Raw genomic sequence first — 13,111 nt, 5'->3', positions numbered from 1 at the left:
GAAAAACAGTCGGAAAAAGCGCTTCCTTTACCCCGGCAAGGGTGGTTATCAGGGGCTCGATGCGCTATATGATTCCCAGATAAACCTCACCGGATTTCCCCTTGGCTGACGACGACGACAAGCCCGGCGACCAGCCGGCGCAACCCTCGGATATTCGCCCCGTCTCCATCTTCGAGGAGATGAAGAAGTCCTATCTCGACTACGCCATGAGCGTGATCGTGGCGCGTGCGTTGCCCGATGCGCGCGACGGTCTGAAGCCGGTGCATCGCCGCATCCTGTACTCGATGAACGAGCAGGGGCACACACCCGACAAGAAATACGTCAAGTCCGCCCGCGTGGTCGGTGACGTCATCGGTAAGTATCATCCGCACGGCGACCAGTCGATCTACGACGCCATGGTCCGCATGGCGCAGGACTTCTCGATGCGCGTGCCGCTGATCGACGGCCAGGGCAATTTCGGCTCGGTCGACGGCGATCCCCCGGCCGCCTATCGTTACACCGAAGCGCGCCTGACGAAGGCGGCGCTGGCTCTGCTGGCCGACATCGACAAGGATACCGTCGACTTCCAGCCGAACTACGACAACAACGAGACCGAGCCGTCGGTCCTGCCGGCCAAGTTCCCGAACCTTCTCGTCAACGGCGCCGGCGGCATCGCGGTCGGCATGGCGACCAACATCCCGCCGCACAATCTCGGCGAGGTCATCGACGCCTGCGTCGCGCTGATCGACAACCCAGCGCTCACCATCGACGAGCTCATCAACATCGTGCCGGGACCTGATTTCCCGACCGGCGGCGTCATTCTCGGGCGCGCGGGCATCCGCGCCGCCTATCATCTCGGCCGCGGCTCGATCGTCATGCGCGGCAAGGTCGCGATCGAGACCATCCGCAAGGAGCGCGAGGCGCTCATCATCACCGAGATCCCCTACCAGGTGAACAAGGCGACGATGGTCGAGCGCATCGCCGAGCTGGTCAAGGAAAAGAAGATCGAGGGCATCGGCGACCTGCGCGATGAATCCGACCGCGACGGCTACCGTGTCGTCATCGAATTGAAGCGCGACGCCGTGGCGGACGTGGTGCTGAATCAGCTCTACAGATTCACGCCGCTGCAGACGAGCTTCGGCGTCAACATGGTGGCGCTCGACAGCGGCCGTCCGCGGATCATGCATCTGAAGGACCTGCTGGCCATCTTCGTCGACTTCCGTGAGCGGGTCGTCACGCGGCGCACCAAGTTCCTGCTCGCCAAGGCGCGCGATCGCGCGCATATCCTGGTTGGTCTCGCGATCGCGGTCGCCAATATCGACGAGATGATCCGCGTCATCCGGACCTCGCCCGACCCGACCACCGCCCGCGACACCCTGATGTCGCGCGACTGGCCGGCCCGGGACGTCGAGGACATGCTGACGCTGATCGACGATCCGCGTCACCGCATCAGCCCGGACGGCACGATCCGGCTGTCGATGGAACAGGCGAGGGCGATTCTCGACCTGCGCCTGCAACGCCTCACCGCGCTCGGCCGCGACGAAATCCGCGACGAGCTCGACAAGCTCGCCGGCGAGATTGCCGATTATCTCGACATCCTGCGCTCGCGCGAGCGCGTGCTGGGCATCATCAAGACCGAGCTCGCCGAGGTGAAGGCCGAGTTCGCCACCCCGCGCCGCACCGTGATCATGGAGCAGGAGGGCGAGGTCGAGGACGAGGACCTGATCCAGCGCGAGGACATGGTCGTCACCGTCTCGCACGCCGGCTATGTCAAGCGGGTGCCGCTGTCGGCCTACCGGGCGCAGCGCCGCGGCGGCAAGGGCCGCGCCGGCATGCAGACCCGCGACGAGGATTTTGTCTCGCGCCTGTTCGTCGCCTCCACGCACACGCCGGTGCTGTTCTTCTCGTCACGCGGCCAGGTCTACAAGGAGAAGGTCTGGCGCCTGCCCATGGCCGCGCCGAACGCGCGCGGCAAGGCGCTGATCAACATCCTGCCGCTGGAGCAGGGCGAGCGCATCACCACCATCATGCCGCTGCCGGAGGATGAATCCACCTGGGGCAACCTCGACGTGATGTTCGCGACCACAGGCGGCAACGTCCGGCGCAACAAGCTGTCCGACTTCGTCGATGTCCGCCGCTCCGGCATCATCGCCATGAAGCTCGACGAGAATGAAGCGATCGTCGACGTGCAGATCTGCACCGAGCGCGACGACGTGCTGCTCACCGGCGCCGGCGGCCAGTGCATCCGCTTCCCCGTCACCGATGTGCGCGTGTTCACCGGGCGTACCTCGATGGGCGTGCGCGGCATTGCGCTTGGCGAGGGCGACAAGGTGATTTCGCTCGCGATCCTGCGCCACGTCGAGACCACGTCCGACGAACGCTCGGCCTATTTGAAGATGCGCCGCGCGGTGGCCGGCGAAGCCACGGCCGAGGAGCCGGCAGCGGACGCCGAAGCCGAGGAGACCTCCGGCAGCTTCCAGCTCGCCCAGGAACGCTATGTCGAGATGTCGGCGGCCGAGCAGGTTGTGCTCACCGTCTCCGTCAACGGCTATGGCAAGCGGACCTCGTCCTACGAGTACCGCACCACCGGCCGCGGCGGCAAAGGCATCGTCGCCATGAGCGTCAACAACCGCAACGGCAATCTGGTTGCGTCCTTCCCGGTGGAAGACGCGGATCAAATCATGCTGGTCACCGACAAGGGCCAGCTGATCCGCTGTCCGGTCGAAGGCATCCGCATCGCCGGCCGCTCGACGCAGGGCGTGATCGTGTTCGACACCGCCGAGGACGAGCATGTCGTCTCGGTCGAGCACATCACGGAAGAGGCCGAGAGCGGGAATGGCGCGAACGGGGAGTGACGCGTAGTCCGGATGGCGCAGGAGGTCGGTGCGAAGCGCCGACCGACGGCGCAATCCGGGACCTCTGTGCGCCTGGCAAGAATCCCGGATTACGCTTGCGCTCCATCCGGCCCACGAACTTCCCTAGATCTCCAGCTCCGTCCCGAACTCCACCACCTGCTTGGTCGGCACGCCGAAGAACGCGGCGGAGCGTTCGGCGTTGCGCTGGAGGAAGGCGAACAGGCCTTCGCGCCAGACCCACATGCCCGGGACGTCCTCGCGCGGGATGATGGTCTCGCGGCCGACGTAATAGGTGATGTCGGAGAGGTCGATGCCAGGCAGCTTGCCCTGCCGGCAGGTCAGCGTCAGCCCGTCAAAGATCGTCGGGTTCTGCATGAAGCCGTAATGCAGGATCACGCGGGTGATGCCGGGAATGATCTCGATCACCTCCGCGCGTTCCTCGTCGGGAATGTGCGGGGATTCCTCGATCAGCACGGTGACCAGCAGCACGCGTTCGTGCAGCACGCGGTTGTGCTTGACGAACTGGGTCAGCGCGAGCGGCACGCCGCGCGGAGCGGACGCCAGGAACACAGCGGTCCCGGGCAGTCTGGCGCTGCACTTGTTGACGGCGGTCTCGATCAGGTCCTCCTCGGGCTGGCGCAGCTTCGCGCGCGCCGCCTCGACCAGCTTCACGCCGCTGCGCCACGTCAGCATCATGAAGGCGACGAGGGCTGCAAGCAGCAGCGGAAACCAGCCGCCCTCGAACAGCTTGATCGAATTGGCCGAGAAGAAGATCACGTCGATGACGAAGAAGGCGCCGTTCACGGCGACCACGAGCCAGGGCGAATAACCCCACTGGATCGCAACCAGCGCAGCCAGCAGCGTCGTGATCGCCATCAGCAGCGACACTGCGATGCCATAGGCGCCTGCGAGCGCGTCCGAGCTGCCGAAGCTCAGGACCGCCCCGAGCGTTGCGGCCGCGAGCAGCCAGTTCACCAGCGGCACATAGATCTGGCCGATCGCGTCGCTGGTGGTGTGGCGGATCTGCATGCGCGGCAAGAAGCCGAGCTGGATCGACTGCTGGGTCAGCGAGAACACGCCGGAGATGATCGCCTGGGAGGCGATCACGGTCGCGACCGCCGAGAAGGCGACCAGCGGATAGTGCAGGGCGTCGGGGCAGAGCTGAAAGAACGGGTTCTCGATCATCGCGGGATCGGTGATCAGCAGCGCGGCCTGGCCGAAATAGTTCAGCACCAGCGCGGGCAGGCAGATCGCGAACCAGGCGAGCCGGATCGGCAGGCGGCCGAAATGGCCCATGTCGGCATACATGGCTTCGCCCCCGGTGACCGCGAGGAAGGCTGCGCCGAGGATCGCGAAGGAGACGTGAAAATCCTGGTGGATCAGGAATTCGACGGCGTAGAGCGGGCTGAGCGCCGCCAGCACGGCCGGCGCCTTGACGATGCCGTGGATGCCGAGCGCGGCGAGCACGGCGAACCAGGCCAGCATCACCGGTCCGAAGATGCGGCCGATGAAGCCGGTGCCCTGTTTCTGCATCATGAACAGGCCGACCAGGATGACGACGGTGACGGGCACGACGGCTGGCGCGAGCGAGGGCGCGTCCACCTTGAGGCCTTCGATGGCGCTCAGCACGGAGATCGCCGGCGTGATCGCGCCGTCACCGTAGAGCAGGGCGGCGCCGACGAGGCCGACCACCAGCAGATGCGAGCGCCAGGTGCCGGGCTGGGCGTTGCGGGCGTGGAGCAGGGCCAACAGGGCGACGATGCCGCCTTCGCCGCGGTTGTCCGCGCGCAGGATCAAGAGCGCATATTTCAGCGAGATGATCAGCAGCAGCGCCCAGAGGATCAGCGAGGCAACCCCCAGGACAGCGTCGGGGGTCACTGTCGCGCCGTGGGCGGCCGCCTTGGCGGCTTCCTTCAGGGCGTAGAGCGGGCTGGTGCCGATATCGCCATAGACCACCCCGAGGGCGCCCATGGTCATTGCAAGCGGCAGTGGATCAGGATGATGGCCGGAAGCGACTGCGGGCGTACTGGACAATGGCGACCCCTCGATGGGTTCGCGCCCGGCGGGGCATTCCGACGGGCGCGAGCATCACGCAGTCTGCGACGAGACGTCGCAAATATCCATGGGGTTTATCTTTGGGGTTTATCTTGTCGTCGATCTCGAAGGCTTACCTGACGCGAAGCTGACAGACCGGGCTACGGGGTGCGGTCGGCCGTCACGAGGCGAGCGACGCGGACGTCGGCCTTGGTGCCGGCACGGCGCAGGCACGACGCCTCAAAGTTCGGCCAGGCTTGCTGCGAGCAGTCGCGGCCGATGCTGCGGATATCGAGCCGGTCGCTCTTGGCCAGCGGCTGCGGCACGCTGGCTTCGACGGTCGGGGCAAAGCCGGGCAGGAGGGTGAGGGCTGCGGCAACACACGCAGAGATAGCGATCGCTGAAAGAGCCTTGATCATTGACTGTCCCCTGTGATGCGGCCGCCTACGCCCAGTGTGCGGCCCGTCATTCGTTGGCTGGATTAGTAACCATGGCCAGTTTCCGGACGTCTTCGCGGACGCGGGAAATGGTTTCGTTCGCGCTCCGTTTTGTTTCGTGGCCGTCCCGAGGACGAAACAAAGCGGCCGTCGCCGACACGAAAGGGGGACATTTTCCGGGAAACGGCGGGGAACCAGCCCGGCTTGCCGGGCCGGGCCGGGCGCGGTAGGACGGGGCCATGCCGCGCATTGCCTTCTACCCAGGTTCCTTCGACCCCATCACCAACGGCCATCTGGACGTGGTCCGGCATGCCGTTCCGCTGTGCGACCGGCTGGTGGTCGCGATCGGCGTCCATCCCGGCAAGAAGCCGCTGTTCTCCACCGAGGAGCGTCTGAAGATGCTCGAGGACGTCTGCGGGCCGGTGGCAACCCAGGCCGGCTGTGTGCTCGAAGCCGTGACGTTTGACGATCTGTCGGTGACCGCCGCGCGCAAGCACGGCGCGACCATCATGATTCGCGGTCTGCGCGACGGCACCGACCTCGACTACGAAATGCAGCTTGCCGGGATGAACGAGGCCATGGCGCCGGAGGTCCATACGGTGTTTCTGCCGGCCTCTCCCATGGTCCGCCCGATCACCGCCACTTTGGTGCGCCAGATCGCGGGCATGGGCGGAGATGTTTCGACCTTCGTGCCGCCGCTCGTAGCCAGTCTGCTCAAGGCCAAATTCGCCGGATAACGGCGCGCTTCTTCATCTCACCTGATCCGGAGTTTTCATGATCCGTCGTCTCGCAATTCTTGCCACGATCTTTGCCGCGCTCGTTGGCGCGGTCCCGGCGGGCGCACAGACCCTGCCGGCCGGCCTCGACAAGGCCAACGCGGTCGTCATCGACACCACCAAGGGCCGCATCGTCATCAAGCTGCGGACCGACCTTGCACCCCAGCACGCCGAGCGCATCAAGCAGCTCGCGCGCGAGGGCTTCTACAACAACGTGCCGTTCCACCGCGTGATGGACGGCTTCATGGCGCAGACCGGCGACGGCCAGAACTTCAACGGCACGGGCGGCTCGAAATATCCGAACCTGAAGCAGGAATTCTCCAAGGTGCACTTCGCACGCGGCATCGTCGGCATGGCCCGGCGCGGCGACAGCGTCGACACCGCCAACTCGCAGTTCTTCATCATGTTCGCCGACGGCGGCAGCCTCGACAACAATTACACCGTGATCGGCGAGGTCGTGCAGGGCATGGACGTCGTCGACAAGCTGAAGAAGGCACCGGCCGGTTCGCCGAGCGGCACCGTTACCGATCCCGACAAGATGGTGAAGGTGCAGGTCGCCTCCGACATCAAATAGGAGAGGCGATGGCGCGCTGCGGCAACAAGCTTCTGCTGGCTGCCGCGGTGCTGCTTGCCGGAATCTCCGGCGCGGCCGCCGAGGACGCGCAGGTCAACACCATCCAGGACGTCTTCCGGCATCTGCGCACCTGCTGGAAACCACCTCCGGCCGCCAAGGCTCGCCCTATCGACATCACCGTCGTCGTGAGCTTTAACCGGTCCGGAAACATTCTGGGCCATCCGAGGATTACCTATGAATCCGCGGATGCCTCCGACGATGACCGGCTGCAATACCGGATCGCGGTGATGGAGGCGTTGCAACGCTGCACGCCGATGCCATTTACCGATGCAATGGCCGGCGCCGCCGCGGGGCGTCCATTCGCGATCCAGTTCCGCAGCCGGAAGACTTCACCTCCAACGCAAGAGAGACGAGCATGAGCGTCACCGAAAACACATTGATCCTCGAAACCACGCAGGGGCCCGTCACCATCGAGATGCGGCCCGACCTCGCACCCGGCCATGTCGCGCGCATCAAGGAGCTGGTCCGCGAAGGCTTTTACGACGGCATCGTGTTCCACCGCGTGATCGAGGGCTTCATGGCCCAGACCGGCTGCCCGCATGGCACCGGCACCGGCGGCTCCGGCAAGAAGCTGAAGGCCGAGTTCAACAAGGAGCCGCATGTGCGCGGCACCACCTCGATGGCGCGCGCAGCGAGCCCCGATTCCGGCGACAGCCAGTTCTTCATCTGCTTCGACGACGCCCGCTTCCTCGACAACCAGTACACGGTGTGGGGCAAGGTCACCGAGGGCATGGAGAACGTCGACAAGATCAAGCGCGGCGAGCCGGTGCAGAACCCGGACAAGATCGTCAAGGCGCGGATGGCGGCGGACGCGGAATGACCGCGTAGCGGTCATTCCGGGGCGCGCGTTAGCGCGAACCCGGAATCTCGAGATTCCGGGTTCGATGCTGCGCATCGCCCCGGAATGACACGAACTAAGGCGCAACGGCGCTCATGCGCACCGACCTCTTCGATTTCAACCTGCCCGCCGAGCGCATCGCGTTGCGCCCGGCGACCCCGCGCGACTCCGCCAAGATGCTGGTCGTGGAGGGCGGCGCGCTGCGCGACCGGACCATCTCCGAGCTGCCGCAATGGCTGAAGCGCGGCGACCAACTCGTCGTCAACGACACCAAGGTGATCGCGGCGCAGCTCAAGGGTCGCCGCATCGGCCGCGAGACCGAGCCGAAGATCGAGGCGACGCTGATCAAGCGGCTCGACGGCTCACGCTGGCAGGCGCTGGTGAAGCCCGCCAAGAAGCTCATTGCCGGCGATCGCATCCGTTTCGGCAACGAGGGCAAGGTCTGCCTGCTCGGTCATCTCGACGCCGAGGTCGAGGCCAAGGGCAGCGAAGGCGAGGTGACGCTGTCGTTCTCGTTCCACGGCCCGGCGCTGGACCAGGCGATCGCCGATCTCGGCAGCCCGCCGCTGCCGCCCTACATCGCCTCCAAGCGCACGCCTGACGATCAGGACCTCGCCGACTACCAGACGATGTTCGCGGCCAACGAGGGCGCGGTCGCAGCGCCCACCGCAGGGCTGCATTTCACGCCCGCGCTGGAGCAGGCGCTGCGCGAGCGCGGCATCGGCCTCAACCGCGTCACGCTGCATGTCGGGGCAGGGACGTTCCTGCCGGTGAAGGTGGAGGACACCGCAGGCCACAAGATGCATGCCGAGTGGGGCACGATCTCGGCCGAGACGGCGGAGCGGCTGAACATTGCGCGGCACAACGGCGGGCGCATCATCGCGGTCGGCACCACGTCGCTGCGGCTGCTTGAAAGCGCCGCGAGCGAGGACGGCACCATCCAGCCGTTTGCGACCGAGACGTCGATCTTCATCACGCCCGGCTATCGCTTCCGCGCCGTCGATATCCTGCTGACCAATTTCCACTTGCCGAGGTCGACGCTGTTCATGCTGGTGTCGGCATTCTCGGGGCTGGAGACGATGCGGCGGGCCTATGCGCACGCGATTGCGCAGGGCTATCGGTTCTATTCGTACGGCGACGCCTGCCTGCTGTTTCGCGCAGGGGAGACTGAAGTCCGCGACCCGTCGCCGCCGTAGCGCGCACAAAACGAGGCGGGCCCATTGGTCGGCACGGCGTTTGCGCACCGTTTCCCCCCGGGAATCTCGATCCATCTTTGCTGTTTCGCAAGCAATTGAGCCTACCGTCATGCCGTTTGATGAGCGGTGGAGACGCCTGCTCGCCTGATGCGGGCGTTTTGCTGCGCGGGGAGGGCCCGCCAATCGACGGCGTCGATCAGTTGAGGAACCTTAAACTTGCCGACCCCGGCAGCGCGCACCGAAACGGCCCTGTTCACGGAACGAACGTTCGTTGCGCTTGACGGACTGCGCGGTGTCGCGGCGATCATGGTCGCGCTGCGACATGCTCCTTTCCTCTGGGAAGGCCCGGCTGCGTCGACCGGGTGGATGGGGAATAGCTAACTGGCTGTTGACCTGTTCTTCGTTCTGTCGGGCTTCGTGCTGGAGCACGCCTATCGAAGACGCTTCCGCCAGGGATTGTCGGTTCGCTCCTTCATGCTCGCGAGACTCCAGCGGCTATACCCGTTGTACGCCCTGGCATTCATCCTCTCATTGCCGTTTCTCCTCGGGCAGCTTGCCGCTGGAGCGCCGGACCGGGCGCAAACGATCCTCGGCCTCCTTTGCAGCGCGCTGATGCTGCCGACCCCCGATCCCGCCCATCTCGATGCCGATCTGTACCCGTTCAACTTCGCCGCCTGGTCGCTGTTCTTTGAAGTTGCGGCAAATCTGCTATTTGCGGCTCTCGGAAAGCGGCTCGATACGAAATCCGTGATCTGCCTCGTCGGCGGCTTCGCGCTCGCGCTCGTGGTCTGCGCCACGATGGGGTGGCTTGGGTTCGGCATCGAAGCCGACAAGCGAGGTGTCCTGGGGGGCGGACCGACCTGGGAAACTTTCGGCGCCGGCGTGATCCGGGTCGGGTTCTCGTTCTTTGCGGGCGTCCTGGTCTACCGCTTCTACGAAACGGCCCGATTGCCGGCGGCACGCCCCGGATTCGCGATCAGCGCGTTTGCTCTCGTCACCGCCATCCTTGCGCTGGATTTTCCGAGCAGTCTCGATCTCGCGCTGAGCCTGTTCTCCGTCATCGTCGTATTTCCGCTGGCCATCACGATCTGCGCGCGTTTCGATCCGCCGCGGGGCGCGTTTGCAAACATGATGCAGACCCTTGGACTGCTTTCCTACGGGATCTATGTTCTCCAGGTCGTGACGTTCCACGCCGTGGAGGCCTGCGCGCGGCATCTTGAGGTTCAATCCGCTCTTGTCGGGCTTGTCGCGATACCGGTTGTTGCAGCGGTGGCGTACGCGGCCACCGTCTTCGTCGATGTTCCTGTCAGGCTTACGATGAAACAGGCGTTGAAGGGGCTGGCGTAGGAGACGCGAGACAGGCGGACGCTTGACGCCGCCTGTCCGCTGGTCGGCTTACGCCATCACGCGCTGCGGCAAAAGCTCCGCGATCTGCACCGCGTTCAGCGCGGCACCCTTGAGCAGCTGATCCGCCGCGACGAACATCGAGATCGAATGCCCCGTGGGATCGCTGAGATCCTTGCGGATGCGGCCGACCAGGACGTCATCCTGGCCCGAGGCGTCGATCGGCATCGGGAAGTGGTTCTTCACGCGGTCGTCGACGATCTTCACGCCGGGCGCCTGCGCCATGATGGCGCGGACCTGATCCTCGCTGATCGGCTTCTCGCATTCGAACGTGATGGCCTCGCAATGGGCGCGCAGCACCGGCACGCGGACGCAGGTGACGCCGACGGCGATGGTCTCATCCTCGAAGATCTTGCGGGTTTCCTTGATGACCTTGGTCTCTTCGTCGTTGTACCCGGTCTCAGGGTCAACCGCGGTGTTGTGGTTGAAGAGATTGAAGGCGTAGGGGTGCGGCATCACCTTGGGCGTATAGACCTGCCCGTTGAGATTGGCGCGGGTGGACTCGACGAGCTCCTCCATCGCGGCGGCGCCGGCGCCGGAGGCCGCCTGGTAGGTCGAGATGATCACGCGCTTGATGCGGTTCTTCTGGTGGATCGGCCAGAGCGGCACCAGCGCGGTGATCGCGGCGCAGTTCGGGTTGGCGATGATGCCCTTGTGGTCGCGGATGCGGTTCGCGTTGATCTCGGGGATCACCAGCGGCACGTTCGGATCCATCCGGAAGGCGGAGGAGTTGTCGACCACGACCGCGCCGGCCTTGACCGCGAGCGGCGCATACTTCTTCGAGATGCTGCCGCCGGCGGAGAACAGGGCGATATCGACACCCTCGAAGGCGCGCTCGGTCAGTTCCTCGATGACCACGTTTTGCCCGCGGAACGACACCGTCTTGCCGGCCGAGCGGGCGCTGGCCAGCGCCTTGAGCTTGCCGACGCGGAAACCACGCTTGTCCATGGTGGCGATGAATTCGGCGCCCACCGCACCGGTGACGCCGACAATCGCGACGACGGGATCGTTACTCACATTCTCCTCCATTCAAGTTGAGCATGATCTCGTCGGAAAACCGGATTCCACTTTTCCGGATCATGCTGTGAGCTTTAGACAACAAAAAAGCCCCGGACCATCGAGGGCGGGGCTTCGGTAGAGCTGATGCGTTTCAGTCGACGACTACGCGCGCACGCCTCCCCGGGCCCCGAAGGCCGTGGTGGTTTTGGTCGTGCGTTTGGTGGTCGTGAACATGGCGGCGACTTATGGGGGAGAGTCTTGCGTCCGTCAATGGCTTTTCGGCGGGATTGTGGCCGCCGGCCGGGAGCCGTCTCTACTTCGTTCGGGCGCCCGGCGGCTCGAGGATGACCTCCTTGAGGTCGTCGCCGCTGATCACGACGATCGCGAAATTGAGCCGGCCACGTTCGCGCACGAGGCCGCCGCTGATCGCCTTGCCCGACGCTGCCTGCTCGGCGACGCGCACGGCATCCGCAAGGCGGTGCCGGATCGCGCCGAGTGCTGCGAGGTTGCTGCGATCGTCGCGGTCGAGCTCGGCAAGGGGCAGGGCGGCCTCTCCGCCGACGAACTCGCCGGTCGCGGCATTGATGGTGTGGCGCCAGATCCGGTCGTTGTGCAGCGTCTTCACCCGGTAGACCGGCACGCCGGAGGCGCCATCGAAACTCACGTCCGCCGTGGTGGCGCCGGCGTGGCGGGACTCTGCGAGAGCCATGGCCTGGCTGATCGAGATCGACGAACCGCGGAAGCGCTCGATCTCGCGGCTGACCGCTTGGCGATCCGCCTCAGCGTCACCATCTGTGTCGCTGTGAAGCGCGGTCGGTGTGCCTGCGGTCACGATTGCCCGCGCGGGCGCTGCGAGGAGCAGCGCGGGCAGGGCGATCGCAAGCAGTCGTGAGGTCCATCGTTTGGCTGTCGTCATGCTCGAAACCCTCGGCCAGCGAGTGTGCCGGATGATCGTAAAGAATTCGCGGCCGGCCTTGGGCATCGGCCGGCCGCGGAGCGCCGCGGCGAGCTGTACCCGCCGCGGCGATCGAAGCGGTACGGACCTCTTTTGGGGCTGGTGAAAAAAGCGGCCCGTACCGACTTAACTAAACCATACCGTATCGTTTTATTTTGGTCAATGGCGAGGGCGTGTTCCCCCAGGGGATAGATCGCAACCTCACGGAATTGTCAGCGGGATGGGCGTCGCCGCGGCGTGCCCTTGGTGGCGTCCTCGACGCGGTCGGCCGGACCCAGCGCGCCGGCCAGGAACAGCTTGATCGCGGTACGCATCCGCTTTTCCGCGGACTTCAACTCCAGTGCCGTTCCGAATGTCGCCATGCGGTGGGTATGACCGACGACGACGTCGAGAAACACTTCCGCTGCGATGGTGGTGTCGTCGAGGTCGAGCGCGCCTTGCGCCACCAGATGGTCGAAGAAGCGTGCCGTCGTGGCGACAGCCTTGAGCCAGCCTTCCTCCATGCCGAGCTTGGCGACATCGGGGAAGTTGATGGCCTGTGACGTCATCATGCGGCTGAAGGCGACAGCATCGGGCCCGCAGGTGAAGCTCAGCATCTCGCGCCCGATCTCGACCAGCCGCTGCTCGACGGGGATGTCCGAGGCGCTGCTGAGCTGCGTCTCGGCGGCCGCCGACAGCGGCGCCAGCCAGCGCGCGATCTCGCGCCTCAGCACGGCGGCGAACAGGCCACGCTTGTCGCCGTAACGGGAATAGACGGTCGGCTTGCTCACCCGTGCCGCTTCCGCAACCGCATCGAGCGAGGTGGCGTCGAAGCCGCGATCCAGGAACAGGCGGGTGGCGACCTCGATCAGCCGCTGATCGCGCTCGATCGCGGCGGTCTTCGTCGGCCGGCCGCCGCGCGATTTCGGCACCTCGCGCCGTGCTGCTGCCGGTCTTGTCTTGGTCGCAGTCAATCCCATGCCCAATGATTCCTGCGCGGTCGTCACTGCTCTATAACGCGCAGC

12 protein-coding genes are annotated in these 13,111 nt (G+C 65.4%); 7 read left to right on the top strand and 5 right to left on the bottom strand.

Going from position 1 to position 13,111, the window contains the following annotated elements; translation table 11 throughout:
- The first annotated feature begins 101 nt into the window (after positions 1-101).
- Positions 102-2,834: a DNA gyrase subunit A gene (gene gyrA, locus AAFG50_RS22320; RefSeq protein ID WP_028171882.1), complete on the top strand. Its 2,733-nt coding sequence runs from the start codon at positions 102-104 to the stop codon at positions 2,832-2,834.
- 123 nt (positions 2,835-2,957) lie between these two features.
- Here gyrA and AAFG50_RS22315 read toward each other — a convergent pair whose 3' ends face one another.
- Together AAFG50_RS22315 and AAFG50_RS22310 are read right to left on the bottom strand one after the other, a co-directional pair.
- The gene (locus AAFG50_RS22315; protein WP_011087463.1) at positions 2,958-4,811 is read right to left on the bottom strand and encodes a KUP/HAK/KT family potassium transporter; all 1,854 of its coding nucleotides are present in this window, start codon (positions 4,809-4,811) and stop codon (positions 2,958-2,960) included.
- 218 nt (positions 4,812-5,029) lie between these two features.
- Positions 5,030-5,287, bottom strand: coding sequence for a hypothetical protein (locus AAFG50_RS22310; protein ID WP_008131028.1), 258 nt, complete (start codon positions 5,285-5,287; stop codon positions 5,030-5,032).
- Positions 5,288-5,544: 257 nt separating this feature from the next.
- Here AAFG50_RS22310 and coaD point away from each other — a divergent pair, with 257 nt between their 5' ends.
- The 6 genes from coaD to AAFG50_RS22280 all read left to right on the top strand — a co-directional run bounded on the left by coaD (position 5,545) and on the right by AAFG50_RS22280 (position 10,096).
- Positions 5,545-6,042, top strand: coding sequence for a pantetheine-phosphate adenylyltransferase (gene coaD / locus AAFG50_RS22305; RefSeq protein ID WP_028171883.1), 498 nt, complete (start codon positions 5,545-5,547; stop codon positions 6,040-6,042).
- Positions 6,043-6,079: 37 nt separating this feature from the next.
- Positions 6,080-6,655 carry a peptidylprolyl isomerase gene (locus tag AAFG50_RS22300; protein WP_028171884.1) on the top strand — a complete coding sequence of 192 codons (576 nt, stop codon included), beginning with the start codon at positions 6,080-6,082 and terminating at the stop codon, positions 6,653-6,655.
- Between the two features lie 8 nt (positions 6,656-6,663).
- Complete coding sequence (locus AAFG50_RS22295) at positions 6,664-7,074, top strand: hypothetical protein (protein ID WP_028171885.1); 411 nt, start codon at positions 6,664-6,666, stop codon at positions 7,072-7,074.
- Positions 7,071-7,535 (top strand): peptidylprolyl isomerase, encoded by a 465-nt coding sequence (locus AAFG50_RS22290; RefSeq protein ID WP_028171886.1) that lies wholly within the window; start codon positions 7,071-7,073, stop codon positions 7,533-7,535. The genes AAFG50_RS22295 and AAFG50_RS22290 overlap by 4 nt, the downstream gene beginning before the upstream one ends.
- Positions 7,536-7,648: 113 nt before the next feature.
- On the top strand, positions 7,649-8,749 hold the full coding sequence (gene queA, locus AAFG50_RS22285; RefSeq protein WP_028171887.1) for a tRNA preQ1(34) S-adenosylmethionine ribosyltransferase-isomerase QueA: 1,101 nt from the start codon (positions 7,649-7,651) through the stop codon (positions 8,747-8,749).
- Between the two features lie 417 nt (positions 8,750-9,166).
- Positions 9,167-10,096, top strand: coding sequence for an acyltransferase family protein (locus AAFG50_RS22280; protein ID WP_074076939.1), 930 nt, complete (start codon positions 9,167-9,169; stop codon positions 10,094-10,096).
- Positions 10,097-10,144: 48 nt separating this feature from the next.
- Here AAFG50_RS22280 and AAFG50_RS22275 read toward each other — a convergent pair whose 3' ends face one another.
- The 3 genes from AAFG50_RS22275 to AAFG50_RS22265 form a co-directional block, all read right to left on the bottom strand.
- Positions 10,145-11,182 carry an aspartate-semialdehyde dehydrogenase gene (locus AAFG50_RS22275; RefSeq protein WP_028171889.1) on the bottom strand — a complete coding sequence of 346 codons (1,038 nt, stop codon included), beginning with the start codon at positions 11,180-11,182 and terminating at the stop codon, positions 10,145-10,147.
- A 283-nt stretch (positions 11,183-11,465) separates the two neighbouring features.
- On the bottom strand, positions 11,466-12,068 hold the full coding sequence (locus tag AAFG50_RS22270) for a PepSY domain-containing protein (RefSeq protein ID WP_028171890.1): 603 nt from the start codon (positions 12,066-12,068) through the stop codon (positions 11,466-11,468).
- Between the two features lie 251 nt (positions 12,069-12,319).
- Positions 12,320-13,066: a TetR/AcrR family transcriptional regulator gene (locus AAFG50_RS22265; RefSeq protein WP_028171891.1), complete on the bottom strand. Its 747-nt coding sequence runs from the start codon at positions 13,064-13,066 to the stop codon at positions 12,320-12,322.
- Positions 13,067-13,111: the final 45 nt, after the last annotated feature.

The sequence above is a fragment of the Bradyrhizobium sp. B039 genome (genome assembly GCF_038965675.1).
GTDB classification, from domain to species: domain Bacteria; phylum Pseudomonadota; class Alphaproteobacteria; order Rhizobiales; family Xanthobacteraceae; genus Bradyrhizobium; species Bradyrhizobium diazoefficiens.
The sequence above is the reverse complement of the archived record's forward strand: the minus strand, read 5'-3'. Positions and strand labels throughout refer to the sequence as shown.

What these genes read in the sequence shown, in the direction of transcription:
- queA (WP_028171887.1), top strand. Translation starts at nt 7,649, where the DNA reads ATGCGCACCGACCTCTTCGATTTCAACCTGCCCGCCGAGCGCATCGCG.
- AAFG50_RS22315 (WP_011087463.1), bottom strand. Translation starts at nt 4,811, where the DNA reads ATGACCATGGGCGCCCTCGGGGTGGTCTATGGCGATATCGGCACCAGC.
- coaD (WP_028171883.1), top strand. Translation starts at nt 5,545, where the DNA reads ATGCCGCGCATTGCCTTCTACCCAGGTTCCTTCGACCCCATCACCAAC.
- AAFG50_RS22270 (WP_028171890.1), bottom strand. Translation starts at nt 12,068, where the DNA reads ATGACGACAGCCAAACGATGGACCTCACGACTGCTTGCGATCGCCCTG.
- AAFG50_RS22290 (WP_028171886.1), top strand. Translation starts at nt 7,071, where the DNA reads ATGAGCGTCACCGAAAACACATTGATCCTCGAAACCACGCAGGGGCCC.
- AAFG50_RS22265 (WP_028171891.1), bottom strand. Translation starts at nt 13,066, where the DNA reads ATGGGATTGACTGCGACCAAGACAAGACCGGCAGCAGCACGGCGCGAG.
- AAFG50_RS22275 (WP_028171889.1), bottom strand. Translation starts at nt 11,182, where the DNA reads ATGGAGGAGAATGTGAGTAACGATCCCGTCGTCGCGATTGTCGGCGTC.
- AAFG50_RS22295 (WP_028171885.1), top strand. Translation starts at nt 6,664, where the DNA reads ATGGCGCGCTGCGGCAACAAGCTTCTGCTGGCTGCCGCGGTGCTGCTT.
- AAFG50_RS22310 (WP_008131028.1), bottom strand. Translation starts at nt 5,287, where the DNA reads ATGATCAAGGCTCTTTCAGCGATCGCTATCTCTGCGTGTGTTGCCGCA.
- AAFG50_RS22300 (WP_028171884.1), top strand. Translation starts at nt 6,080, where the DNA reads ATGATCCGTCGTCTCGCAATTCTTGCCACGATCTTTGCCGCGCTCGTT.